This is a genomic window from Sphingomonas sp. 3-13AW, assembly GCF_049311085.1.
Taxonomy (GTDB): domain Bacteria; phylum Pseudomonadota; class Alphaproteobacteria; order Sphingomonadales; family Sphingomonadaceae; genus Sphingomonas.
On the sequence record NZ_JASNVZ010000029.1, the window covers coordinates 20,038 to 43,833 of the forward strand.

Consider the following 23,796-nt stretch of genomic DNA (forward strand, 5'->3'; position numbering starts at 1 on the left):
GCTCGGTCGTCTATCCCTAAGCCTTGGTCAGCGTGAAGCTGCCGGACACGCCCTCGGCCTCGGCCGACGGTGCTACCCACACACGGAACAGGCCCGGCTCTGCCATCGGACGATTGTCGAGGCCGAGAAACTGGAGGTCGGCACGCGTCAGCGTGAAGCGCACTTCTGCCGACTGCCCCGGCGCAAGCTTCACCTTGCGATAGCCCTTCAGCTCGCGGACCGGGCGGGTGAGGCTGGCGGTCTGGTCGTGGAGGTAGAGTTGGGCGACCTCCTCGGCAGCGCGCGTCCCGCGGTTGGTGATCGTCGCCCGCACGGTCAGCGTGCCGTCCCACGCAAGCGTGCCGCTCCCGAGGTCCAGTCCGGAATATTCGATCCTGCCATAGGTAAGCCCGTGCCCGAACGGGAAGCGAGCCGTGTTCGACGCTTCGCGATAGTGCGTCTTGTACGGCTGGAGCGGGCCGGGCGGATTGGGACGACCCGTGCGCTTGTGCGCATAGTAATAGGGGACCTGGCCCGGCACCTGCGGAAAGCTGACCGGCAGCCGTGCGGAAGGGCCCTCGCGCCCGAACAGGATGTCGGCAATGGCGGGGCCGCTCTCCGAGCCCAGGAACCAGGTCACCAGGATCGCAGGTGCAGCGAGCACGGCCCCTTCGAGCGCGAGCGCGCGGCCGTTCTTGAGCAGCACGACCATCGGCTTGCCGGTCTTGGCGACGGCCTCGGCGAGTGCCTGTTGCGCGGGCGGGATCACCACCAGGTTGCGCGACTGGGCTTCGCCGGACATGTCCTGGCTCTCGCCGATTGCGAGCACGACGATGTCGGCCGCATTCGCCGCGGCGACGGCAGCCGCGATGCCGCCGGGGAGGGGGGCGTCGATCCCGGAGCCGGCGGTGGCGGTGACGAGTGACGGATCGGCCATCGCCTGTTGCACGCCCGTCAGCAGGTCGACCGCCTCCGCATCCGAGCCATAGACGTTCCAGGGGCCGATCAGGTCGTGCTTCCCCTGCGCGAACGGGCCGATCAGCGCGATCCGCTTGCCCGAGCGGGGGAGCGGCAAAAGGTCGCCGTCGTTCTTCAGCAGCACGATCGAACGGCGCCCGGCTTCCCGCGCGACCGCGAGATTGGCCGGGGTGCGCACCCGCACCTTTTCCCGGCGCGGGTCGATGCGCCGGAAGGGATCGTCGAACAGGCCCAGCCGGACCTTGAGTGCGAGGACGCGGCGGACGGCCTCGTCCAGTCGCGCCATCGGCACTTCGCCGGCGGCGACCAGTGCCGGCAGATGCTGGATGTAGAAGCCGCTCTGCATGCTCATGTCGACACCGGCGAGGAAGGCAAGCTTGGTCGCCTCCCGCGCATCCGCGGCAAAGCCGTGATCGATCAGCTCCATGTCGCCGGTGTAGTCGGACACCACCAGGCCGTCGAAACCCCATTGCTTGCGCAGCACGTCGTCGAGCAGCCAGGGATTGGCGGTCGCGGGAACGCCCGAGAGTTCATTGAACGACGCCATCGTCGTGCCCGATCCGGCGGCGAACGCTGCCTGGAACGGGGGAAAATAGACTTCGCGAAGGGTGCGCTCGGACACGTCGACGGCGCCATAGTCGAGCCCGGCTTCGGCAGCGCCATAGGCCGCAAAGTGCTTGGCGCATGACATCAGGGAGTCATTGGCCCAGAGCGACTTGCCCTGGAAGCCGCGGACGCGGGCTGCTGCCATGTCGCAGTTCAGGCGAACGTCCTCGCCCGAACCCTCGACCCCGCGGCCCCAGCGGGCGTCACGGGCGACGTCGACCATCGGTGCGAAGGTCCAGTCGATCCCGGCGGCGGAAGCCTCGATGGCGGCGACCCGCGCCGCGCGCTCGACCAGTTCCGGCTCGAAGCTCGCGGCTTCGGCCAGCGGCACCGGGAAGACGGTGCGGAAGCCGTGGATGATGTCCGCGGCGAACAGCAGCGGGATCTTCAGGCGGGACTCGCGTACGGCGACGCGCTGCATCTGCCGCGCCATCTCCGCGCCGTTGCCGTTGAACACGCCGCCGAGCCGGCCCGCGCGGGTTTCGGCAAGCTGAGCGTCGAACGTCCCGTTCGAGGTTGCCGGGTTGAGCGCGTTGGCTGCGCCCCCGGCCCAGGCGGCCGCCATCAATGTCAACTGCCCCGCCTTTTCCTCGACGGTCATCCGCCCGATCAGCGCTTCGACCGAGGCGGGCAGGGCTGCGTTCTCTGCGTCCGCGGATCGCAGCAGCGCATGGGCCGGGCTCGCGTACCAGGCAGCGAGCGTGGCCGCGCCCATGACCATCGCGCGCCTGGAGATCTGCACGTCGTTCATTCAATTCCTCTCCATGTGCCGTGCGGTTGGGGCGGCTCGGCGTCGCCTTCTTGCCGGTCGTATCGAATTGCTGTAACCGGTTACATCTACGATGATCGGCGGCGCAACCGCAAGCCGCTGGCAAAAACGACCGGGCGCTCGTCCGGGTTGGAGAGGGTGTTCAAGGGGAATGGCGCAAGCCACCATACGAGACGTGGCGCGTGAGGCGGACGTATCCGTCGCCTCGGTCTCGCGCGTGCTCAACGGCCACAGCAACGTGCGCGCCGCGGTGCGCGAGCGGGTGCAGGCGGCTGCGGCCGCGCTGGGGTATGTCCCGCATGCCGGCGCCCGCAATCTCAGCCTCGCCAAGACCAACGCGATCGGCGTGATGTTGCCGGACCTGCACGGCGAGTTCTTCTCTGAAACGGCGCGCGGGATCGACAGCGAGGCGTCCGCCCGCGGGCTGCAGCTGCTGCTCTCCAACGCGCATGCCGACCCCGCGCGCGCGGTCGAGACGCTGCGCACCCTGCGCGGCCGGGTCGACGGCGTCATCATCATGGCCCCCGACCTCGACCCCGACCAGCTGTTCCAACATCTGCCCGCCAGCCTTCCTGCGGTGCTGATCAACTGTCGCGACAACCAGGAGGGGCGGGCCGAACTGCGGGTGGACAATGTCGCCGGTGCCGAGGCGATGACCGAGCATCTGATCGGGATCGGCCGACGCAACATCGTCCATCTCTCCGGGCCCGACGGTAATTCGGAGGCGGCGGCGCGTCTGGAGGGCTACCGCACCGCTATGGCGCGCCACGGCCTGACGCCGCGCGTGCTTCCGGGCGACTTCTTCGAAGAGGCAGGCACGGCCGCCGCCGAGACCTTGCTCCGGGAACTGGACGATCCGGACGGCGCCGATGCGCTGTTCGCCGCCAATGACATGATGGCGATCGGCGCAATGATGCGCTTTCGCCGCGCCGGGGTCGCCGTACCCGGGTGCATCGCTATCGCCGGCTTCGACGATGTGCCGCTCGCGCGGCTGATCTCGCCGGCCCTTACCACCATGCGCGTCGGCATCGCCGGAATCGGCGCGCGTGCGGTCGCCCGGCTCGCAGCCCTGATCGCGGGAGGGGTCGACCGGGCGGTCGAACCCCGCATTCCCGAACTGATCGTGCGCGAGTCCACCGGAGCGACCATCAACAAAGAACAACCGGCATGCAGGGAACAAGGGTGAACATCATGAGCAGGACCAAGGCTTTGCGCCTCGCACTGGCTGGCGCAACAATGCTCGCGGCAGGTGCGGTGGCGGTGACGCCGGCAGCAGCGCAGGTCGGGCAGGCGTCGTTGCGCGGCACCATCACGGCACCCGCCGACAACCCCGTCGTCGAGGTGACGGCCATCGACGTCGCGACCGGGCTGCGGCGCACCGTGCCGGCCGGACCCGATGGCAGCTATAATTTCGCGTCGCTGCGCGCCGGCACCTACCGGCTCGAGATCAAGCTGCAGAACGGCACGCGCAATTCGGACAACTTCACGCTGAACGTCGGCCAGACCGCCGGGCTGGACCTCGACCTGAGCGCCGACCAGGGCGCCCCGGCAGCACCGGCGCCGGACGCGGCCGAGGGGCAGCCGGATGCAGGCGCGGCGACGGACACCGCCGACACCAGCGGTGACGTGATCGTGACGGGCAGCCGCCTGCGCTCGCTCTCTGGCGGACAGGTGGGGATCAACATCACCACGCGCCTGATCGAGCAGCTGCCGCAGAACAACCGCAACTTCCTCGCGTTCGCCGATCTTGCCCCCGGTGTCCGGTTCATCGAAAGTGCGGACGGCTCCTCGCGCATTCAGGGCGGCGCGCAGGGCAGCAACTCGGTAAACGTCTTCATCGATGGCGTCAGCCAGAAGGACTATGTCCTGCGCGGTGGCCTGACCGGCCAGGATTCGTCGCCGGGCAACCCGTTCCCGCAGCTGGCGATCGGCGAGTATCAGGTGATCTCGTCCAACTATAAGGCGGAGTTCGACCAGGTCGGATCGGTCGCGATCACCGCGACGACCCGGTCGGGCACGAACGAGTTCCACGGCGAGGGCTTCTTCGACTTCACCAACCAGAGCCTGCGCGATCGGCGTCCGACGGAACTCTACCCGACCAAGATTCCGAAAGTGAAGACCAGCGACAAGCAGTTCGGCGGTGCCCTGGGGGGGCCAATCGTCAAGGACTTGGCGCACTTCTTCGTCGCCTACGAGGGCAAGCGGCGCGAGGTGCCGGTCGACATCCTGCCCGGCAATGGCGTCGCGGTCGACAGCCTTCCGGAACAATATCGCGATCAGTTCGGCACCTACAGCTCCAACTTCAAGCAGGACCTGTATTTCGGCAAGATCGATATCACGCCCACCGACAATGATCTGTTCGAGTTCACGGGCAAGTACCGGACCGAATCCGGCTATCAGATCAGCAACGGCATTGCGGCCTATTCGACCGCGACGTTGAACAAGGTCGAGGAAATCCGCGGAACTGCGCGCTGGCAGCATACTGCCGACAGCTGGATCAACGATCTCCGCGTCGGGTATGAGGATGTCAGCTGGTCTCCGCGCCCGGCGACAAGCGGCATCGGCCAGCAGTTCCGCACGACGCAGACGAACGCGGGCTCGATCAACTCCTTCGATCTCTTCCGGATCGGTGCAGGCCTGAACTTCCAGGACAAGGGCCAGACGGGCTGGACGGTTCAGAACGACTTCACCTGGACCGGGTTTGAAGGGCACACCATCAAGGCCGGCGTGAAGTCCAAATGGGTGAAGCTGAACACGGTCGAACAGAATTTGCTCAACCCGCTGTACAGCTATGACACGACGCTGGATGGCCCGGGCGGCTTCAACGACACCGTTCCCTATCGGCTTGAGTTCGGTGCGCTGGGGTCGCTGGGCGACGCGCGCATCCGTTCCAACAACTGGCAGTTGGGCCTGTACCTGCAGGACGACTGGGACGTGACGGACCGGCTGACGCTGAACCTGGGCGTGCGCTGGGATTACGAGCGGACGCCCGCGTTCCTCGATTACGTGACGCCGGAGGAGAACCTGACGGCAGTGTCGCCGGCCAATTATCCGAACCTGACCAAGGCCGACTATAACATCAACGACTATATCTCGACGGGCAAGAACCGGAAGGCGTTCAAGAACGCCTGGCAGCCGCGCCTGGGCTTTACCTATCGCTTCGACGATGCCGGCCGTTTCTCGGTCTTCGGCGGCTATGGACGGTCCTACGACCGCAACCAGTTCGATTTCCTGCAGCAGGAACTCAGCAACGGCCGCTTCCAGCGCCGCAGCTTCCTGTTCCAGGGTGCGGACACGCAGAACCCGTGCCTTGCGACAAATCCGGTCTGCATCGCCTGGGATCCGATCTACCTGACGGAGGCCGGACGCCAGCAGCTGACCGCGGACGGATCGCCGGGCGGACGGGAGTTCCGCTTCATCAAGAACGACCTGAAGGTCCCGTATTCGGATCAGTTCAGCCTGGGCCTGCGCGGCCGGTTCAACCCGCTCGAGCTCGAGGTCGGTTATACCCGCATCGTCAGCAAGGACGGCTTCGTCTATCTGCAGGGCAATCGTCGCCCGGACGGCTCGTTCTTCGGGCCATCGCCGACGACCGGCGCCCCGGACGGACCGGGCAATTTCTCGCCTGCCGGCTATGGTTCGATCATCATCGGCGATAATGGGCTCGAGACGAAGGCGGACTCGGCTTATGTGCGGGTGACGAAGCCCTATTCGGCGGAATCGCCGTGGAGCATCGACGCGACCTATACCTATACGGAAGCCGAGGATAACCGCCCCAACGGCGACCAGGCAGCCTATTTCCTGCTCGATTTCCCGCGGCCCTCCGACTACCCGTTCCTCCGTTCCTCGGTAGTGCCGCGGCATCGCTTCGTGATGGCGGGCAGTGTCGATCTGCCCATCGACATGTCGATTTCGGCAAAGTTCCAGATCGAGTCGCCAAGCTATCAGCGGGCGCTGGTGGATCGCGCCGACCCGTATGAGCGGGTGATCGTGGGATCCGAGACGGTGGGCAATGGCGACCGCTGGGGCCGTCGCCAGCTCGACCTGGCGGTCACGAAGTATGTGCCGTTGAACTTCCTGTACGATCAGGCACGGATCCGCTTCCGCCTCGACATCCTCAACGTGATGAACGACCGGAACTACGTCGACTTCAACAACGCGCCCGGTAGCCCCGACTATCGCCAGCGGTCGACCTACAGCATCGGCGGAAATCCGCCGCGGACCGTCAAGTTGTCGGCGGGCTTCTCCTTCTGATCTTCCCTTTCTGGCGGGCGGTGCTTCGGTACCGTCCGCCATTTTTTCATCAACTCAGGAAAGAGGTGCTTCCATGCTCGACCGGCGACATCTTCTTCTGGCCGGGGCGAGTGGTGCGGCAGGCCTGTTGGCGGGCTGCGCACCGACGGAACGCATCCTGACGGCAGCGCTGGGGCCGAGACCTGAGCCCTTGCCGGAAGACGGCGTAGTGCTTCCCCGGCTGATCGCCGAGATCCAGCAGCGCACCTTCCGCTATTTCTGGGAGACGACGAACCCGCGGACAGGCCTTGCGCCCGATCGCTGGCCGACGCCCTCGTTCGCTTCGATCGCGGCGGTGGGCTTTGCACTCACCACCTATCCGATCGGGGTTACTCACGGCTGGGTGACGCGCGCCGCAGCGCGCACGCGCACCTTGGCGACGCTGGAGTTCTTCGCGAACGCGCCCCAGGGGCCGGAGCCCACCGGGGTGAGCGGGTACAAGGGGTTCTTCTACCACTTCCTGGGCGTGACCAAGGGGCACCGCTTCGCCCGCGCCGAGCTGTCCACCGTCGATACCGCGCTGCTGCTGGGGGGGATATTGTTCGCCCAAAGCTGGTTCGATAGCGATCATCCGGAAGAGGTGCGGATCCGCGCGCTCGCAGACCAGATCTACGCCGCGGTGGACTGGACATGGATCACCCCACGGGCGCCGTTCCTGACGATGGGCTGGCACCCGGAGAGCGGCTTCATCCCGCACGACTGGGAAATCTACAACGAGGGCATGCTCCTCTACATCCTAGCGCTCGGTTCACCCACCTATGCGCTGCCGGAGGAAACCTGGGATGCCTGGGCCCAACAGTTCGATCCCAGCTGGACCGACCGCTTCGGCGGCGAGCCGTACCTGCATTTCGGGCCCATGTTCGGGCACCAGTACAGCCAGACCTGGATCGACTTTCGCGGCATCCGCGACAGCTACATGACCGCCAAGAACCTCGACTATTTCGAGAACAGCCGCCGCGCGACCTATGCGCAGCGGGCCTATGCCACCGACAATCCGATGGAATGGGCGGGGTATGGGCCGGAAGTCTGGGGGCTCACTGCCTGCGATGGGCCGGGTGACTTCAAGGTCCGCATCGACGGGCGGCAGCGGGAGTTCTTCAGCTATTCCGCGCGCGGTCCGGGCGACCGGGACGACGGCACCCTGGCGCCGACAGCAGCGCTCGGCTCGATCGCCTTTGCGCCCGAGATCGTGGTGCCAGCGGTGGAGGCGATCCATGCCCGGTATGGCGGCGCCATCTATGGGAAGTACGGCTTTCTCGACTCCTTCAACCCGACGATGACCGCGACCAACGTGGCGTTGAAGCATGGCAAGGTGGTGCCGGAGATCGGCTGGGTCGACGTCGATCATCTGGGCATCGACCAGGGGCCGATCGTCTGCATGATCGAAAACTGGCGGTCCGGCCTGATCTGGAAGACGATGCAGAAGAACCCGCACATCCGCCGCGGCCTGGAACGGGCGGGGTTCACAGGCGGCTGGCTGGCGTCGTCGCCTGGCGCCAGCGACGACGTGACCGCAGCGGCGGCGGACGCGACCTAGTTCTTGGTCGCGCCGACCTTGCTGTAGGGGACGAACTCGCTCAGGCCGACTGACCCGGAGGGGAAGCGAGTTGTCCGGCTGACGAGCTGGACGATATCGATGTTGCACAGCTGCGACGTGAAGGTCTTGGTCACCAGGACATCGTCATTGTCCAGGATTTCCGCTCCCGACGGCCGGTTCACATAGATCGTGCCGTTGTACATCCGATAGAGAATGGCAGTGCGGTCGATGATTTCGGTCGACCGGATGTCGCGCAGGTTGATGCACTTTACCGGCTGGCCCGCAGTGCGCCCCTCAAGTGCCTTGGCAAGCTTTGCTTCATACCGGCTGTTGTCGCGCGGAGCGGCCGTGGCGGTGCCGCCCGCGATCAATGCTGCGGCAAGAATGGCGAAACCGAAACGCATCGCATGAACCTTTCGTTGAGGGGGATGCATATGCCCCACCCGTGCTGAACGATCGATGAGCGAGATTGTCCCCCGGCGCCATCCGGGGTAGTTGAAACAAAATTACAGGCAGACGGCCAGCAGACGCCGCGCCTTGAGGAGAAGAGCCGATGCGTTTCATCGACCACGTCGTCGCGCGAGCCGACGACGCGCCAGGCGGCGGCCGCACCGGCCGCGTGTTTGATCCCAACAGCGGGCAGGTCCAGGCGGAAGTGCGCCTGGGCGGCCGCGCCGACCTCGACCGGGCGATCGCGGCGGCACAGGCCGCGCAGCCCGGCTGGGCCGCGACCAACCCCCAGCGCCGCGCCCGGGTGATGTTCCGCTTCAAGGAACTGGTCGAGGCAGAGATGGACAGCCTCGCGCGGCTGTTGTCTTCCGAACATGGCAAGGTGCTGGCGGACTCGCGCGGCGACATCCAGCGCGGCCTTGAAGTCGTGGAGTTCGCCTGCGGCATCCCGCATGTGCTGAAGGGCGAATACAGCCTGGGGGCGGGGCCGGGGATCGACGTCTTCTCGATGCGCCAGCCGATCGGGATCGGCGCCGGCATCACCCCGTTCAACTTCCCCGCGATGATCCCGATGTGGATGTTCGGCATCGCCATCGCCTGCGGCAACGCCTTCATCCTCAAGCCCAGTGAGCGCGATCCAAGCGTGCCGGTGCGCCTCGCCGAACTGATGCTGGAAGCCGGCGCGCCCGAGGGCATTCTGCAGGTCGTTCACGGCGACAAGGAGATGGTGGACGCGATCCTCGACGATCCCGCGATTGCCGGGGTGAGCTTCGTCGGGAGCTCCGACATCGCGCACTATGTTTACCGCCGCGGTACCGAGGCCGGGAAGCGCGTGCAGGCGATGGGTGGGGCCAAGAACCACGGCGTCGTCCTTCCCGATGCGGACCTGGACCAGGTGGTGGCGGACCTCGCCGGCGCGGCGTTCGGGTCGGCGGGCGAGCGCTGCATGGCGCTGCCCGTGGTGGTGCCGGTCGGCGAACGCACCGCCGATGCGCTGCGCGAGAAGCTGATCCCGGCGATCGAAGCATTGCGAGTGGGCGTGTCGACGGACGCGGAGGCGCATTACGGCCCCGTCGTCACGGCCGAGCACCGCGCGCGGATCGAGGGCTGGATCCAGCGCGGCGTGGACGAGGGCGCCGAGTTGGTCGTCGATGGCCGCGGCTTCACGCTGCAGGGGCATGAACAAGGCTTCTTCATCGGCCCGTCCCTGTTCGATCGGGTTACGCCCGACATGGCGAGCTATCGCGAAGAAATCTTTGGTCCGGTGCTCCAGATCGTCCGCGCGCCCGATTTCGAGACTGCGCTCAGGCTGCCGTCGGAGCATCAATATGGCAACGGCGTCGCGATCTTCACGCGAAACGGCCATGCCGCGCGGGAGTTTGCCGCGAGGGTGAACGTCGGCATGGTGGGCATCAACGTGCCGATCCCGGTGCCGGTCGCCTATCACAGCTTTGGCGGCTGGAAGCGCTCCGGCTTTGGCGATTCCAACCAGCACGGCATGGAAGGCGTCCGTTTCTGGACCAAGGTGAAGACGGTGACGCAACGCTGGCCCGACGGGTCGGCGCTTCCGACCGGGAGCGAGGATGGCGGCCCCAGCCGCGTGCAGGATGCTTTCGTCATCCCGACCATGGGGTGATCCGCCGCTCCAGCCGCTGGGCCGATGGGCCGGAACGACACAGAAGAGTTGTACCCTGAACATGACCAACCAGTTCGACCTGACCGAAGAGCAGCGCGAGATCCAGGAGCTCGCGCGCCGCTTCACCGCCGATCGCATCACCCCGCATGCCGGCGAGTGGGACGAGAAGCACATCTTTCCGCGCGACACGATCAAGGCGGCGGCGGATCTGGGTTTCGCCGCCATCTATGTGTCGGAGGAGCAGGGCGGCATCGGCCTGGGCCGGCTGGAGGCGGCGCTGATCATGGAGGCGATGGCCTATGGCTGCCCCTCCACCAGCGCATTCATCTCCATCCACAACATGGCGTCGTGGATGGTCGACCGCTTCGGGTCCGACGCGCTGAAGGCGAAGTACCTTCCGGACCTCGTCACCATGGAGCGGATGGCCAGCTATTGCCTGACCGAGCCCTCTTCGGGGTCCGACGCGGCGGCGTTGCGGACCCGCGCGGTGCGCGACGGCGACGACTATGTGCTGACGGGGACCAAGCAGTTCATTTCCGGCGCGGGCGAGAACGACATCTACCTCGTCATGGCCCGCACGGGTGAAGAGGGGCCGCGCGGCATCTCGTGCTTCGTGGTCGAGAAGGGCATGTCGGGCGTCTCCTTCGGCGCGCAGGAGCGCAAGCTCGGCTGGCGTTCGCAGCCGACGGCGCAGGTGAACCTCGACGGCGTGCGCGTGCCTGCCGAAAACCTCGTCGGGCGCGAGGGCGAAGGCTTTCGCTTTGCGATGATGGGGCTGGACGGCGGGCGGCTGAACATCGGCGCCTGTTCGCTGGGGGGCGCGCAGCGCTGTCTGGACGAGGCGATCCGCTATACTCGCGATCGCAAGCAGTTCGGCCGCGCCATCGCAGATTTCCAGAACACGCAGTTCACCCTGGCCGACATGGACACCGAACTGCAGGCCGCGCGCGCGCTGCTCTATACCGCGGCGGCCAAGGTGACGGCAGAGGCGCCGGACAAGACGCGCTTCGCCGCGATGGCCAAACGCTTCGCCACGGACACGGGATCGTCCGTGGTCGATCGCGCGCTGCAGCTTCATGGCGGCTACGGCTATCTGATGGACTATCCGATCGAGCGCTTCTGGCGCGACCTGCGCGTCCACTCGATCCTCGAAGGGACCAACCAGGTCATGCGCATGATCATTGGCCGGGAACTGGTGCGCGAATGACGGACGAAGTTCTGACCGCCGTCGAGGGAAAGGCCGGGCGCATCCGGCTCAACCGGCCCTGCGCGCTGCATGCTCTCAACCAGGTCATGTGCGCCACGATGCTGGAGGCGATCGAAGCCTGGCGCGGCGATCCCGCCGTGGAGATCGTGCTGATCGACCATGCCGAAGGTCGCGGCTTTTGCGCAGGCGGCGACGTCCGCCGAGCGGCCGAGAGCGGGAAGGGCGATGGTGTCGAAGCGCGGGCGTTTTTTGCGACCGAATACCGGCTCAACCACCGGCTCTTCACCTATGCCAAGCCCGTCGTCGCCTTCATGGACGGGGTCGTGATGGGTGGCGGCGTTGGCATCTCCCAGCCTGCGCGCTTCCGGGTGGCGACGGAGAACACCCTGTTCGCGATGCCGGAGACGGCGATCGGCCTGTTCCCAGATGTCGGCGGCGGCTGGTATCTGTCACGCCTGCCCGGCCGGATCGGCCGCTATCTGGCCCTGACCGGGGCCCGCATCGGTGGCGCGGAGTGCCACGCCCTTGGCCTTGCCACCCATTATATCCCGGCGGTGCGGCTGGAGACGGCGAAGGCCCAGTTGATCGAGGCGCCGCAGGAGGCGCAGTCGATCCTCGACGCGCTTGCGGAAGCGCCGCCGCCAGCACCGATCCTGGAGCATCGCGAGGCGATCGACCGATTGTTCGCATCGGACCGGCTCGAGGACATTCTGGCGGCGCTGGAGGCGGACGGCGGCGACTGGGCGACCGCGCAACTGGAGCTGCTGCGCACCCGATCGCCGATGTCGATGAAGGTCGCGCTCAAGCTGCTGCTGGAGGGTGCGACCATGCCGACCTTCGAGGATGAGATGCGCCAGGAATATGCCGTGGCGGCGCACATCGTGCAGCGGCCGGACTTTGCCGAGGGCGTGCGGGCAGTACTGATCGACAAGGATAATGCGCCCCGCTGGGACCCTGCGACCCCCGAGGGGGTAACCGACCACATGATCGACCGCATCTTCGCGCCGCTGGACGCGCAGAGCGAATGGAGCCCCCAGGGCTGAAGGAGACTGCATTGCCTGAATATGAGACCATCCTGGTGGAGCAGCGGGAAGCGGTGACGCTGATCACGCTCAACCGGCCCAAGGCGCTGAATGCGCTCAACGCACAGGTGCTCGCGGACCTGATCGCAGCGCTCGGCGCCTTCGACGCGGATGCCTCGCAAGGCTGCGCCGTGATTACCGGCAGCGAAAAGGCATTCGCGGCGGGTGCGGACATCAAGGAGATGGCCGAGATGGGTTTTGCCGACATGTACGGCACGAACCATTTCGCCGGGTATGAGCGCATCACCGCAACCCGCAAGCCGGTGATCGCGGCGGTCGCGGGCTATGCGCTGGGCGGCGGCTGTGAACTGGCGATGATGTGCGACTTCATCCTTGCCGCCGATACCGCCAAGTTCGGCCAGCCCGAGATCAAGCTGGGCGTCTCGCCGGGGATGGGCGGATCGCAGCGGCTGGTGCGCGCCGTCGGCAAGGCGAAGGCGATGGAGATGTGCCTGACCGGGCGGATGATGGATGCCGAGGAAGCGGAGCGCGCGGGCCTCGTCAGCCGCGTCGTACCTGCGGCGGATCTGGTCGAGGAGGCGGTGCGGACCGCCGCGACCATCGCCGGCATGGCGCCGCTGGCCGTAAAGGCGAACAAGGAGATGGTGAACGCCGCGTTCGAGACCGGCCTCGCCCAGGGCATCCAGTTCGAGCGCAGGCTGTTCCACGCGCTGTTTGCCACCGCCGACCAGAAGGAGGGCATGGCGGCATTCGTGGAGAAGCGGCCGGGCAACTGGACCGGTCGCTGAGGCAGGCGCGGAGAGGATAAGCATATGGCACGCATCGGCTTTATCGGCCTGGGCAATATGGGCGCCGGCATGGCCGCGAACCTGGCGAAGGCGGGGCACGACGTCCGCGCCTTCGACCTGTCACAAGAAGCGCTCGAGCGCGCGCGCAAGGCCGGTTGCCTGCCCGCGGACAGCGCACGCGCCGCTGCGGAAAGTGCGGAGGCGGTCGTGACGATGCTGCCGGCCGGGCATCACGTCAGCCAGATCTATGAGGAGGCGGTGTTCGGTGCCGCCGCCCCGGGGGCGATCCTGATCGACAGCTCCACCATCGATGTAGCGACCGCGCGGCGACTGGCAGAAGCTGCGACCGCGAAGGGTGTGCTTGCAGTCGACGCGCCGGTTTCGGGCGGCATCGCCGGTGCGGTGGCCGGAACGCTTACCTTCATGGTCGGGGGCAGCGAAGAGGCATTCGCAGCGGCACAGCCGTTGCTCCAGTCGATGGGCAAGGCGGTGATCCATGCCGGCGCAGCCGGAGCCGGGCAGGCGGCCAAGGCTTGCAACAACATGCTGCTGGGCGCGACCATGATCGCCACCTGCGAGGCGTTCGTGCTTGCAGAACGGCTCGGGCTCGATCCGCAGACCTTTTATGACATCAGTTCGGCAAGCTCGGGCCAAAGCTGGTCGATGACCACCTATTGCCCGGTGCCGGGCGTGGGGCCGGAAACGCCGGCGGACCACGACTATCAGGGCGGGTTCGCAGCGGCGCTGATGCTCAAGGATCTGCGCTTGGCTCTGGACGCTGCGGCCGGCGCGAACGCCGACACGCCCATGGGGGCGCGCGCGACGGAGCTCTATGGCAGGTTCGTCGAGGAGGGCGGAGCAACGACCGACTTCTCCGGTATCATCCGGATGCTCGCCAGGCAAGGCTGACGCTGCCGGTGCCAAGCGGTGCTTGGCACCGGCAGGGATTTTTCTGGCTTGGTTTTCGGGGCGCGGCTCGACAGGAGCCGGTCTCCCAACACGGTGGACCGATGCGCCCTCTTTTTGCTCCAATCCTTGCCGGCGCAAACCTGCCGGATCGGCTCTTCGCCTGCCTGGGCGGCGTCTTCGGGATCGCGATCACCAGCGCGATCAGCTTCTGGGCGTTGCGGGACGCGGGCGCGCTGCCGCTGTTAGTTGCGCCCATGGGGGCGGCCGCGGTTCTGGTGTTTGCGGTCCCGGCGAGCCCGCTCGCGCAGCCCTGGTCGGTCGTCGGGGGCAACATCGTCTCGGCGCTGGTGGGGGTGACGGCCGCCCGGTTCATCCCTGTCCCGCACCTCGCAGCAGGCATTGCGGTGGGTGGGGCGATCCTGGCGATGTCGCTGCTACGCTGCCTGCATCCGCCCGGGGGCGCGGCCGCGCTGACAGCGGTGCTGGGGGGACCCGCGGTCGCCTCGGCCGGCTATGGCTTCGCGCTCGTTCCAGTCGGGGTCAACGCCGTGCTGCTGATGCTGGCCGGCATCCTGTTTCACCGATTCTCCGGCCATTCCTACCCGCATCGGCCGGTAGCGGCTGTCCCGCTTCCGCCTGTGCCACCCGGGGCCGTCCCGCATCCCGACGATATCGACCGCGCGCTGGAGGATCTTGGCGAGACGTTCGACGTCACCAAGGAGGACCTGGACCTGCTGTTCCGCAGGGTCGAATTTCATGCGGACGCACGGCGGGCGCGGGAGAGCGCCTAGTCCTCGTTGTCGGGGAACACCCCGATTGTCGCACCGACATGTTCGACGCCCCGGGCCTCGGCGAGTTTCTCCTGCCGGTGCCGCTCGGCATAGCGGGCGCGATCCTCGTCGGTGCGCTGGTGGTAGCAGGCGGGGCAGCTCACCCCTTCCTCGTAAAGCGGCGATGCCTGGTCGGCGGTGCTCACCGGCATGCGGCACGCGTGGCAGAGTGCATGGCTGCCGGGCGCCAGGCCGTGCCCGACTGCGACACGCTGATCGAACACGAAGCACTCGCCATTCCAGCGGCTGTCCGTCTCCGGCACCGTCTCCAGATACTTCAGGATGCCGCCCTTAAGGTGGTAGACCTCGTCGATGCCTTCGGCACGCAGCAAGGCGGTCGCCTTTTCGCAGCGGATGCCGCCGGTGCAGAACATGGCTACCTTGGTCTTGCCCGCGAGCAATTCCTCACGGTGATCGCGGAACCAGCGGGGGAAATCGCGAAAGCTGTCGGTTTTCGGATCCACGGCGCCTTCGAACGTGCCGACCGCGACTTCATAGGCGTTGCGGGTGTCGATCAGCACCACCTCCGGATCGGCGATCAGATCATTCCATTGCTCGGGCGCGACATAGGCACCGACCTGGCCGACGGGATCGACCTGCGGTTCGCCCATCGTCACGATCTCCTGCTTCAGCCGCACCTTCATGCGGTGGAAGGGCATGGTCGCGGCGCGCGATTCCTTGTGCTCGAGTTCTGCGCAACCGGGGAGGGCGCGGATCGCGGAGAGGGCGCCATCGATCGCCGCGTCGGTACCGGCGATGGTGCCGTTGATCCCCTCACGCGCGAGCAGCAGCGTGCCCTTCACGCCCAGGCTGCAACAGGTCTCGGCAAGCGGCCCGCGCAGCGATGCCGGGTCCTCGAACGAGGTGAAACGGTAGAGGGCGACGACGCGGATCGGCAACGGATCGGACACGGCAGAGTTTTTCCGAAGATGGGGGGATGGCTGCCCCATAAAGGATCGTGCCGTCGCCCGCCAGCGGCGGCATGGCGCTTTTCGGGTGTTTCGCGAACGCGCAACTTTCGTTCAAGCGCAGCCGTGCTACACTCGGGAAAAATAGAACGGATGGAGAGGCGATTTTGACCCCGGACTTCGACTTCGCGCTCGGCGACATGGCTGAGGCGATCCGCGAGACGACGCGTCGTTTTGCCGCAGACCGCATCGCGCCGCTGGCGGCGAAAATCGATGCCGAGGACTGGTTCCCGCACAGCCTGTGGCCGGAGATGGGCGAGCTTGGCCTGCACGGCATCACCGTCGAGGAAGAGTTCGGCGGGCTGGGGCTCGGCTATCTCGAGCATGTCGTCGCGGTCGAGGAAGTCAGTCGCGCTTCTGCCTCCGTGGGGCTGAGCTATGGCGCGCATTCGAACCTGTGCGTCAACCAGATCCGCCGCTGGGGAAGTGCGGAGCAGAAGGCGAAGTATCTCCCGAAGCTGATTTCCGGCGAGCACGTCGGCAGCCTGGCGATGTCGGAGGCGGGCGCCGGTTCGGACGTGGTGTCGATGAAGCTGCGTGCAGAGGCGGTCGATGGCGGGTTCCGGCTGAACGGCACCAAGTTCTGGATCACCAACGCCGCCTATGCCGACACGCTCGTCGTCTATGCGAAGACGGGTGAGGGCAGTCGCGGGATCACGGCATTCCTGATCGAAAAGGACATGGCCGGCTTCGCCATCGGGCAGAAGATCGACAAGATGGGCATGCGGGGCAGCCCGACTGCCGAACTGGTCTTCAACGACTGTTTCGTACCGGCGGAGAATGTGATGGGGCCGCTCAACGGCGGCGTCGGCGTACTGATGTCGGGCCTCGATTACGAGCGTGCGGTGCTGGCGGGTATCCAGCTGGGGATCATGCAGGCCTGCCTGGACGTGGTGATCCCGTTCGTGCGGGAGCGGCGCCAGTTCGGACGGCCGATCGGCGAGTTCCAGCTGATGCAGGCCAAGATCGCCGACATGTATGTCGCGCTCAATTCGGCACGCGCCTATGTCTATGCGGTGGCGCGCAGCTGCGACGCGGGACGGACCACCCGCTTCGATGCCGCAGGAGCGATCCTGCTGGCGAGCGAGAATGCGGTGAAGGTCGCGCTGGAGGCGATCCAGGCGCTGGGTGGCGCGGGCTATACCAAGGATTGGCCGGTCGAACGCTTCCTGCGGGATGCCAAGCTGCTCGACATCGGGGCGGGCACGAACGAGATCCGGCGGATGCTGATCGGCCGCGAACTGGTGGGCGCCAACGAGCGGCCGGTGCAATGAGCGCACCGGTGCTCGACACCCGCGTGATCGCCGACAGCGACGCGTTCAAGGCCAACGAAGCCCATAACCGCGCCCTCGCCGAGCGGCTTCGCGCCGACGTGGCGGTGGCCGCAGCCGGAGGTGGCGAGCGCGCCCGCGAGCGGCATACGGCGCGTGGCAAGCTGTTGCCGCGCGAACGGGTCGAGCGGCTGCTCGATCCAGGTTCGCCGTTCCTCGAGATCGGTCAGCTCGCCGCCAACGACATGTACGATGGTGAGGTCCCGGGTGCGGGGCTGATCGTGGGCATCGGCCGCGTCTCGGGCCGCCAGGTGATGATCGTCTGCAACGACGCTACGGTGAAGGGGGGCACTTATTATCCGTTGACCGTCAAGAAGCACCTGCGCGCCCAGGAGATCGCCGAGGCGAACCGGTTGCCGTGCATCTACCTGGTCGACAGCGGCGGCGCGAACCTGCCCCACCAGGCGGAGGTGTTTCCCGACCGCGACCACTTTGGCCGCATTTTCTTCAATCAGGCGAACATGTCGGCACTGGGCATCCCGCAGATCGCGTGCGTGATGGGCAGTTGCACCGCCGGTGGCGCCTATGTCCCCGCGATGTCGGACGAGAGCGTGATCGTCCGGAACCAGGGGACGATCTTCCTCGCGGGCCCGCCGCTGGTGAAGGCAGCAACCGGCGAGGAAATCAGCGCGGAGGAACTGGGCGGTGCCGACACCCACGGCCGCACCTCCGGCGTGGTCGATCACGTCGCCGAAAATGACGAGCACGCCCTGACGATCGTCCGCGACATTGTTTCGACGCTGCCGCCCCCGTCGGAGGCGAGCGTCAACCGGCAACCGCCGCGCCCGCCCAAATATGATGCGCACGAACTCTACGGGGTCGTGCCGCAGGACGTGCGCGCGCCCTATGACGTGCATGAGGTGATCGCCCGGCTGGTGGACGGCAGCGAATTCCACGCGTTCAAGCCGCTCTATGGAAGCAGTCTCGTCTGCGGATTCGCACATATCTGGGGCATGCCGGTCGCGATCCTTGCCAACAACGGCGTGCTCTTCAGCGAGAGCGCCGTGAAGGGCGCGCACTTCATCGAACTTGCCTGCCAGCGCCGCATCCCGCTGCTGTTCCTCCAGAACATCTCAGGCTTCATGGTCGGCGGGAAGTACGAGGCCGAAGGGATCGCGAAGCATGGCGCAAAGCTGGTCACGGCCGTCGCGACCGCTTCCGTGCCAAAGCTTACCGTCCTGATCGGCGGCAGCTTCGGGGCAGGGAACTACGGCATGTGCGGGCGCGCCTATTCGCCCCGGTTCCTGTTCAGCTGGCCCAATGCCCGGATCAGCGTGATGGGTGGCGAACAGGCCGCGAGCGTGCTTGCAACGGTCCACCGCGATGCCGCCAATTGGTCGCCCGAGGAGGCGGAGCGCTTCAAGGCGCCGATCCGGCAGAAGTACGAGGATGAAGGCAACCCGCGGCACGCCACCGCGCGGCTGTGGGACGACGGCATCATCGATCCCGCGCAGACGCGCGACGTGCTTGGCCTCGCGCTCGCCGCGAGCCTCAACGCCCCCATTCCCGAGCGCGCGTCGTTCGGCGTGTTCCGGATGTGATGCCGATGATCCGCTCCCTCCTGATCGCCAATCGCGGCGAGATCGCCTGCCGCATCATCCGCACCGCGCGCGAAATGGGTATCCGAACCGTGGCGGTCTATTCGGACGCGGACGCCGGGGCGCTGCATGTGCGCCAGGCCAATGAGGCGGTGCATATCGGGCCGTCACCCGCGCGCGACAGCTATCTCGTCGGCGAGAAGATCATTGCCGCGGCCAAGGCGACCGGAGCGGATGCAATCCACCCCGGCTATGGCTTCCTCTCCGAAAACGCCGACTTTGCCGAGGCGGTGGCGGCTGCCGGCCTGATCTGGGTAGGCGCGACCCCGCAGTCGATCCGCGCGATGGGCCTGAAGGATGCCGCCAAGAAGCTGATGGCGAAAGCGGGCGTGCCCGTGACGCCCGGCTATCTAGGCGAAGACCAGTCGCCTGAGCGGCTGCAGGCCGAGGCAGACGCGATCGGATATCCCGTGCTCATCAAGGCGGTGGCCGGCGGCGGTGGGAAGGGGATGCGACGGGTCGACGCATCCGCCGACTTCCTAGACGCGCTCGCCTCTTGCAAGCGGGAGGCAGCTGCGAGCTTTGGCGACGATCGCGTGCTGATCGAGAAATACATCCTCTCGCCGCGCCATATCGAAGTGCAGGTGTTCGGCGACACCCACGGGAATGTCGTCCACCTGTTCGAGCGCGACTGCTCGCTCCAAAGGCGCCACCAGAAGGTTATCGAGGAAGCGCCGGCGCCCGGCATGGACGAGGATACGCGAGCGGCGATCTGCGCCGCCGCCGTCCGCGCCGCGCAAGCCGTTGACTATGTCGGCGCGGGTACGATCGAGTTCATCGCCGATGCGAGCGAGGGCCTGCGCGCCGATCGCATCTGGTTCATGGAAATGAACACGCGGCTTCAGGTCGAACATCCGGTGACTGAGGAGATCACCGGCGTCGACCTCGTTGAATGGCAACTCCGCGTCGCGTCGGGCGAACCGCTGCCAAAGCGACAGGACGAACTGTCGATCAACGGCCATGCCATCGAGGCGCGGCTCTATGCCGAAGACCCGGCGCGCGGCTTCCTGCCCTCGACGGGGCGGCTGGAGCGCTTCCGGCTGGCCGAGGGCATCCGCCCGACCCGCTATCGCGCCGAGCGCGGTGGGGCGACCCAGTCGCTGGAGCATGAGGGCGCGATCCGCATTGAGACTGGGGTCGCGGAGGGATCCACGATCAGCCCCTTCTACGATCCGATGATCGCCAAGGTGATCTGCCATGCGCCCATCCGGCGACAGGCTGCACTCGGCCTTTCACGGGCGATCTGGGACAGCCAGGTCTGGCCGGTCCGGACGAACGCGACCTTCCTCGGTACGGCGCTCGTCCACCCGGACTTCATTCATGGGCGCATCGATACCGGCTTCATCGAGCGGCATCAGGAGGACCTTGTCTATCCGGTGGAGGCACCGGGCTGGCTGCTCTCGCAGGCCGCACACGCGCAAGTCGCAGCGCCAGTCGCTGGACCGATGGGCTTCAGGCTCAACGCTCCGCCAGTAACCGAGGTGCGCCTGAGCGATGGTGATCAGGCCTATGTCGCCGATCTGGCAGTGCGCCTTTCCTATCACCAGCAACATCATGCCCTGGTCGAGACCGACGCAGAGGCGAGTTGGGTGACGCTGCAGGGCCAAAGCTGGCGCCTGGTGCCGGCGAGGTTCGACGGGGCGGCCGCCGGTGTCACTGCCGACGGTGCGATCCTGTCGCCGATGCCCGGGCGGGTGCTGTCGGTCGAGGTCGCGGCGGGCGATGCCGTGACCAAGGGCCAGAAGCTCCTGACGCTGGAGGCGATGAAGATGGAGCATACGCTGACTGCGCCGTTTGCCGGCACCGTCGCCGAACTCAACGCGACGGCCGGCGCGCAGGTGCAGGTCGAGGCGCTGCTCGCGCGGATCGAACGGGGAGAAGGGTGATGGCGGGCCGCTTCTTCGACGAATGGCAGGTGGGCGACCGGATCGAGCACGAGATCAGGCGGACGGTGACCGAGACCGACAATCTTCTCTTCTCGACGATGACGCACAATCCGCAGCCGCTGCACCTGGATGCGGAGGCGGCGAAGGCGTCGGAGTACGGCCGCATCCTCGTCAACGGCACCTTCACCTTCGCGCTGATGGTGGGACTGTCGGTCGGCGAAACCACGCTCGGCAGCCTTGTCGCCAATCTGGGCTATGACGAGCTCGTCATGCCCGCGCCGGTCTTCATCGGCGACACGCTGCGCGCAACGAGCGAGGTGGTTTCGCTCCGTCCGTCCAGGTCACGACCCGGGCAGGGGATCGTCACCTGGCGGCACGAGATGCTGAACCAGCGCGATGAAGTGGTTTGTCGGTGCCTCCGCTCGGCACTGTTGAAGTCGCGCGCGGCATGAGGTCGCTGCTCTTCGTTCCTGGGGATCGGCCCGAGCGCTTCGCCAAGGCGCTCGCCTCGGGAGCCGATGCGCTGATCGTCGACCTTGAGGATTCGGTCGCGCCCGAAGCGAAGGCGCGTGCGAGAGAGGCAATCGCGGCATTCCTGACCGAGAAGCATGCGGCGGACATCTTCGTTCGCGTCAATCCGCTCGGCAGTGAATGGATCGAGGCGGATGCGGCGGTTGCCGCCAGTGCCGACGGCGTCGTCCTGCCGAAGGCCGAGGGTGCCGCGAGCGTCGAGGCGCTGATCGCCTTGATAGGTGACGCCATACCGATCCTGCCGATCGCCACCGAGACGCCACGCGCGGTGTTCGCGCTCGGCGGCTATGGCGCGGTGGCGGATCGGCTTGCGGGCCTGACCTGGGGCGCAGAAGATCTGCCGGCGGCCATCGGCGCCGCCACCTCGCGGGAGCCGGATGGCGGCTATACGCCACCTTATGAGATGGTGCGGGCACTCGCCTTGTTCGGCGCGCATGCCGCAGGCATCCCCGCGATCGACACCGTCTATCCGAACCTGTCCGACCCGGAGGGGCTGGCGCGATACGCCGGGCGGGCGGCGCGCGACGGCTTCACCGCCATGCTCGCGCTGCATCCCGCACAAGTGCCTGTGATCAACGCCGCCTTCACGCCGACGCCCGAGCAAGTCGCGCGTGCACAGGCCGTGGTCGCGGCGTTCGCGGTCGCCCCCGGCGCAGGCGTTGTCCGCCATGAGGGGCAGATGCTCGACGCCCCGCATCTCAAGCAAGCGCAGCGGGTGCTGGCGCGCGCCGGCGTTTGACGCCCCCGGGAGCTATTCGTCCGGGACCAGGGGCACGCCGAGCGACGTGAGCGCATCCCAATAGGCCGGATAGGTCTTTGCCACGCATCCCGGATCAAGGATGCGGATCCCGCCGATCTTGAGGCCGGCGAGCGCGAACGCCATGGCGATGCGGTGATCGGCGTAGGTCTCGATCGCGGTGGGCAGGGTCTGTCCGGCGAGGCCCGGGTCTCCGTGGACGAGCAAGTCGTCGCCCTGTTCTTCGGCAAGGCCGCTGCGGATCCGGTTGAGTTCGGTCGAGAGCGCGCGGATGCGATCGCATTCCTTGACCCGCAGGTTCGCGATGCCGGTGAAGCGAACCGGTTGGCTGTTGAAGGCGGCGAGGACGGCAAGCGTCGGTACGGCGTCCTGCATCTGTGACCCGTCGATCCGTTCGTGCATGTGCGGGAACGCTGCGATCAACGCCTGCGCCTTTGCGTCGGGCTGGCTGAACCGCTCAGGCGAGAGGCCGATGTCGATCTGTCCGCCGGTCAGGACCTCAGCCGCCCAGAGATAGGTTGCCGCGGAGGCGTCGGGTTCGACCATCGCATCGGTGGCATGATAGCCGGTCGGCGAGACCTGCCAGCCCGTGTCGCCGATCGGTGTGACCCGCCCGCCGAAAGTCGTCATCGCGGCGAGCGTCAGGTCGATATAGCCGCGCGCACCGATGCCCCCGCCTGCGAGCGCAATTTCGACCGGCCCGTCGGCGCAGGCTGCCGCAATCAGCAGTGCCGAGACATATTGGCTGGAGAGGCCGGCATCGACGACGACACGTCCGCCCGGCAGACCCTCGCCGCGCACCTGCACGGGTGGGCAGCCGCTCGGCGCTTCGGCCGAAACGCCCATGCGGTTGAGGGCGTCGACCAGCGGCGCGATCGGGCGCTTGCGCATATGGGCATCGCCATCGAGGACCGTCGTTCCGCGGATCGTCGCGGCTGCGGCCGTCAGGAAGCGCATCGCTGTCCCCGCATTGCCGAGGAAGAGGGGGGAGGGGGAAGGCTGCAGAGCCCCGGAAGCAGAGACGATGAAGCTGGTGGCGTCCGGTTCCTCTACCGTGACGCCGAGCTGGCGGAGCGCTGCCGCCATATGGATGGTGTCGTCGCTCTTGAGGGCACCCGTCAGTCGGCTGGTCCCGCGCGCAAGCGCCGCGATCAACAGCATGCGGTTGGTGATCGACTTTGAGCCCGGCAACACGACCCGGCCAGTCAGCGCCCGCCCGGGTGGAACGATCGTCAGTGCGGAAATCGGCTGGGTCATGGTTCGCCTCCTCATACGCGCGGTGAGGGCTGATCACGCGAGACGGCCCGATAGGCAAGGGGAGAGGGGCGCAGGCCACGCCGCGTACGCTGTTGATTCGGGGCGCCCTGACCGCACATGCGCCACGCACCGACCAAATTCCGGCGCTGTCTCAGCGACTTGGCGCGTTCCGAGCAAGTTTTTTGAAAAAGGGGTTTGACGGTTCGGAAAGCCGCACATATATGCCCTCTCACCGCAGCGACGGGCCGCTTGGAGCGCCGCTGAGGTCACCAAAAACCTGGTGCTGAGCACCTCTCCAAAAGAGGGGTTCGCTGAAGCGCCGGCGTTTTGTTCTTTGACATTGTGATTTTGATGAAGGGACATGTGGGCGGCGGCTCCGGGTTCTGGCGTTCAAGGCGTCGGGTACTCGGTTAAAGCCAAGCCAGTTCATATGTCCTATTACA

Annotated in this window: 17 protein-coding genes and 1 pseudogene; 14 read left to right on the top strand and 4 right to left on the bottom strand. The window is 66.8% G+C overall.

The genetic code is table 11. From position 1 onward, the window contains the following. Positions 1 to 16: 16 nt before the first annotated feature. Complete coding sequence (locus QP045_RS19205) at positions 17 to 2,314, bottom strand: glycoside hydrolase family 3 N-terminal domain-containing protein (RefSeq protein ID WP_422516616.1); 2,298 nt, start codon at positions 2,312 to 2,314, stop codon at positions 17 to 19. A 169-nt stretch (positions 2,315 to 2,483) separates the two neighbouring features. Between QP045_RS19205 and QP045_RS19210 the strand changes: the two genes are divergently transcribed. The 3 genes from QP045_RS19210 (at position 2,484) to QP045_RS19220 (ending at position 8,162) form a co-directional block, all read left to right on the top strand. Continuing rightward, positions 2,484 to 3,518 (top strand): LacI family DNA-binding transcriptional regulator, encoded by a 1,035-nt coding sequence (locus QP045_RS19210; protein ID WP_422516617.1) that lies wholly within the window; start codon positions 2,484 to 2,486, stop codon positions 3,516 to 3,518. Between the two features lie 5 nt (positions 3,519 to 3,523). Further along, complete coding sequence (locus QP045_RS19215) at positions 3,524 to 6,586, top strand: TonB-dependent receptor (RefSeq protein WP_422516618.1); 3,063 nt, start codon at positions 3,524 to 3,526, stop codon at positions 6,584 to 6,586. Positions 6,587 to 6,659: 73 nt separating this feature from the next. Then, entirely contained in the window at positions 6,660 to 8,162 is a 1,503-nt protein-coding gene (locus QP045_RS19220) for a glucoamylase family protein (protein ID WP_422516619.1), read from the top strand. Here QP045_RS19220 and QP045_RS19225 read toward each other — a convergent pair. Then, the gene (locus QP045_RS19225) at positions 8,159 to 8,566 is read right to left on the bottom strand and encodes a hypothetical protein (protein ID WP_422516620.1); all 408 of its coding nucleotides are present in this window, start codon (positions 8,564 to 8,566) and stop codon (positions 8,159 to 8,161) included. The genes QP045_RS19220 and QP045_RS19225 overlap by 4 nt on opposite strands. A gap of 149 nt (positions 8,567 to 8,715) precedes the next feature. Between QP045_RS19225 and QP045_RS19230 the strand changes: the two genes are divergently transcribed. The 6 genes and pseudogenes from QP045_RS19230 (at position 8,716) to QP045_RS19255 (ending at position 14,986) form a co-directional block, all read left to right on the top strand. Continuing rightward, positions 8,716 to 10,248, top strand: a complete 1,533-nt coding sequence (locus tag QP045_RS19230) for a CoA-acylating methylmalonate-semialdehyde dehydrogenase (protein WP_422516621.1) — start codon at positions 8,716 to 8,718, stop codon at positions 10,246 to 10,248. Between the two features lie 61 nt (positions 10,249 to 10,309). Beyond that, positions 10,310 to 11,455, top strand: a complete 1,146-nt coding sequence (locus QP045_RS19235) for an acyl-CoA dehydrogenase family protein (protein WP_422516622.1) — start codon at positions 10,310 to 10,312, stop codon at positions 11,453 to 11,455. Then, a complete protein-coding gene (locus tag QP045_RS19240) occupies positions 11,452 to 12,498 on the top strand; it encodes an enoyl-CoA hydratase/isomerase family protein (RefSeq protein WP_422516623.1) in 1,047 nt (348 codons plus the stop codon). The genes QP045_RS19235 and QP045_RS19240 overlap by 4 nt, the downstream gene beginning before the upstream one ends. Before the next feature lie 11 nt (positions 12,499 to 12,509). Then, on the top strand, positions 12,510 to 13,286 hold the full coding sequence (locus QP045_RS19245; protein ID WP_422516624.1) for an enoyl-CoA hydratase: 777 nt from the start codon (positions 12,510 to 12,512) through the stop codon (positions 13,284 to 13,286). A gap of 21 nt (positions 13,287 to 13,307) precedes the next feature. Next, positions 13,308 to 14,195 (top strand): annotated as a pseudogene (gene mmsB / locus QP045_RS19250) (3-hydroxyisobutyrate dehydrogenase); the annotation flags it as partial. 101 nt (positions 14,196 to 14,296) lie between these two features. Next, positions 14,297 to 14,986: an HPP family protein gene (locus tag QP045_RS19255; protein ID WP_422516625.1), complete on the top strand. Its 690-nt coding sequence runs from the start codon at positions 14,297 to 14,299 to the stop codon at positions 14,984 to 14,986. Here the strand turns inward: QP045_RS19255 and QP045_RS19260 are convergent. Next, entirely contained in the window at positions 14,983 to 15,975 is a 993-nt protein-coding gene (locus tag QP045_RS19260) for a rhodanese-related sulfurtransferase (RefSeq protein WP_422516626.1), read from the bottom strand. The two genes, QP045_RS19255 and QP045_RS19260, sit on opposite strands and share 4 nt — an antisense overlap. 125 nt (positions 15,976 to 16,100) lie before the next feature. Here QP045_RS19260 and QP045_RS19265 point away from each other — a divergent pair, with 125 nt between their 5' ends. From QP045_RS19265 to QP045_RS19285, 5 genes are read left to right on the top strand one after another with little or no spacing between them, the layout of a single operon-like run. Beyond that, a complete protein-coding gene (locus QP045_RS19265) occupies positions 16,101 to 17,267 on the top strand; it encodes an isovaleryl-CoA dehydrogenase (RefSeq protein ID WP_422516627.1) in 1,167 nt (388 codons plus the stop codon). Beyond that, positions 17,264 to 18,865: a carboxyl transferase domain-containing protein gene (locus QP045_RS19270; protein ID WP_422516628.1), complete on the top strand. Its 1,602-nt coding sequence runs from the start codon at positions 17,264 to 17,266 to the stop codon at positions 18,863 to 18,865. Before QP045_RS19265 ends, QP045_RS19270 begins: the two co-directional genes overlap by 4 nt. 5 nt (positions 18,866 to 18,870) lie before the next feature. Continuing rightward, positions 18,871 to 20,808 (top strand): biotin carboxylase N-terminal domain-containing protein, encoded by a 1,938-nt coding sequence (locus QP045_RS19275; RefSeq protein WP_422516629.1) that lies wholly within the window; start codon positions 18,871 to 18,873, stop codon positions 20,806 to 20,808. Continuing rightward, positions 20,808 to 21,260 (top strand): MaoC family dehydratase, encoded by a 453-nt coding sequence (locus QP045_RS19280; RefSeq protein ID WP_422516630.1) that lies wholly within the window; start codon positions 20,808 to 20,810, stop codon positions 21,258 to 21,260. Before QP045_RS19275 ends, QP045_RS19280 begins: the two co-directional genes overlap by 1 nt. Continuing rightward, on the top strand, positions 21,257 to 22,078 hold the full coding sequence (locus QP045_RS19285; protein WP_422516631.1) for an HpcH/HpaI aldolase/citrate lyase family protein: 822 nt from the start codon (positions 21,257 to 21,259) through the stop codon (positions 22,076 to 22,078). Before QP045_RS19280 ends, QP045_RS19285 begins: the two co-directional genes overlap by 4 nt. 12 nt (positions 22,079 to 22,090) lie before the next feature. Here the strand turns inward: QP045_RS19285 and QP045_RS19290 are convergent, their stop codons facing one another. Beyond that, positions 22,091 to 23,353: a 3-phosphoshikimate 1-carboxyvinyltransferase gene (locus tag QP045_RS19290; RefSeq protein WP_422516632.1), complete on the bottom strand. Its 1,263-nt coding sequence runs from the start codon at positions 23,351 to 23,353 to the stop codon at positions 22,091 to 22,093. Positions 23,354 to 23,796 lie beyond the last annotated feature (443 nt).

Coding starts and splice junctions, on each gene's coding strand:
- QP045_RS19205 (WP_422516616.1), bottom strand. CDS start 2,314: ATGAACGACGTGCAGATCTCCAGGCGCGCGATGGTCATGGGCGCGGCC.
- QP045_RS19210 (WP_422516617.1), top strand. CDS start 2,484: ATGGCGCAAGCCACCATACGAGACGTGGCGCGTGAGGCGGACGTATCC.
- QP045_RS19215 (WP_422516618.1), top strand. CDS start 3,524: ATGAGCAGGACCAAGGCTTTGCGCCTCGCACTGGCTGGCGCAACAATG.
- QP045_RS19220 (WP_422516619.1), top strand. CDS start 6,660: ATGCTCGACCGGCGACATCTTCTTCTGGCCGGGGCGAGTGGTGCGGCA.
- QP045_RS19225 (WP_422516620.1), bottom strand. CDS start 8,566: ATGCGTTTCGGTTTCGCCATTCTTGCCGCAGCATTGATCGCGGGCGGC.
- QP045_RS19230 (WP_422516621.1), top strand. CDS start 8,716: ATGCGTTTCATCGACCACGTCGTCGCGCGAGCCGACGACGCGCCAGGC.
- QP045_RS19235 (WP_422516622.1), top strand. CDS start 10,310: ATGACCAACCAGTTCGACCTGACCGAAGAGCAGCGCGAGATCCAGGAG.
- QP045_RS19240 (WP_422516623.1), top strand. CDS start 11,452: ATGACGGACGAAGTTCTGACCGCCGTCGAGGGAAAGGCCGGGCGCATC.
- QP045_RS19255 (WP_422516625.1), top strand. CDS start 14,297: ATGCGCCCTCTTTTTGCTCCAATCCTTGCCGGCGCAAACCTGCCGGAT.
- QP045_RS19260 (WP_422516626.1), bottom strand. CDS start 15,975: ATGGGGCAGCCATCCCCCCATCTTCGGAAAAACTCTGCCGTGTCCGAT.
- QP045_RS19270 (WP_422516628.1), top strand. CDS start 17,264: ATGAGCGCACCGGTGCTCGACACCCGCGTGATCGCCGACAGCGACGCG.
- QP045_RS19275 (WP_422516629.1), top strand. CDS start 18,871: ATGATCCGCTCCCTCCTGATCGCCAATCGCGGCGAGATCGCCTGCCGC.
- QP045_RS19280 (WP_422516630.1), top strand. CDS start 20,808: ATGGCGGGCCGCTTCTTCGACGAATGGCAGGTGGGCGACCGGATCGAG.
- QP045_RS19285 (WP_422516631.1), top strand. CDS start 21,257: ATGAGGTCGCTGCTCTTCGTTCCTGGGGATCGGCCCGAGCGCTTCGCC.
- QP045_RS19290 (WP_422516632.1), bottom strand. CDS start 23,353: ATGACCCAGCCGATTTCCGCACTGACGATCGTTCCACCCGGGCGGGCG.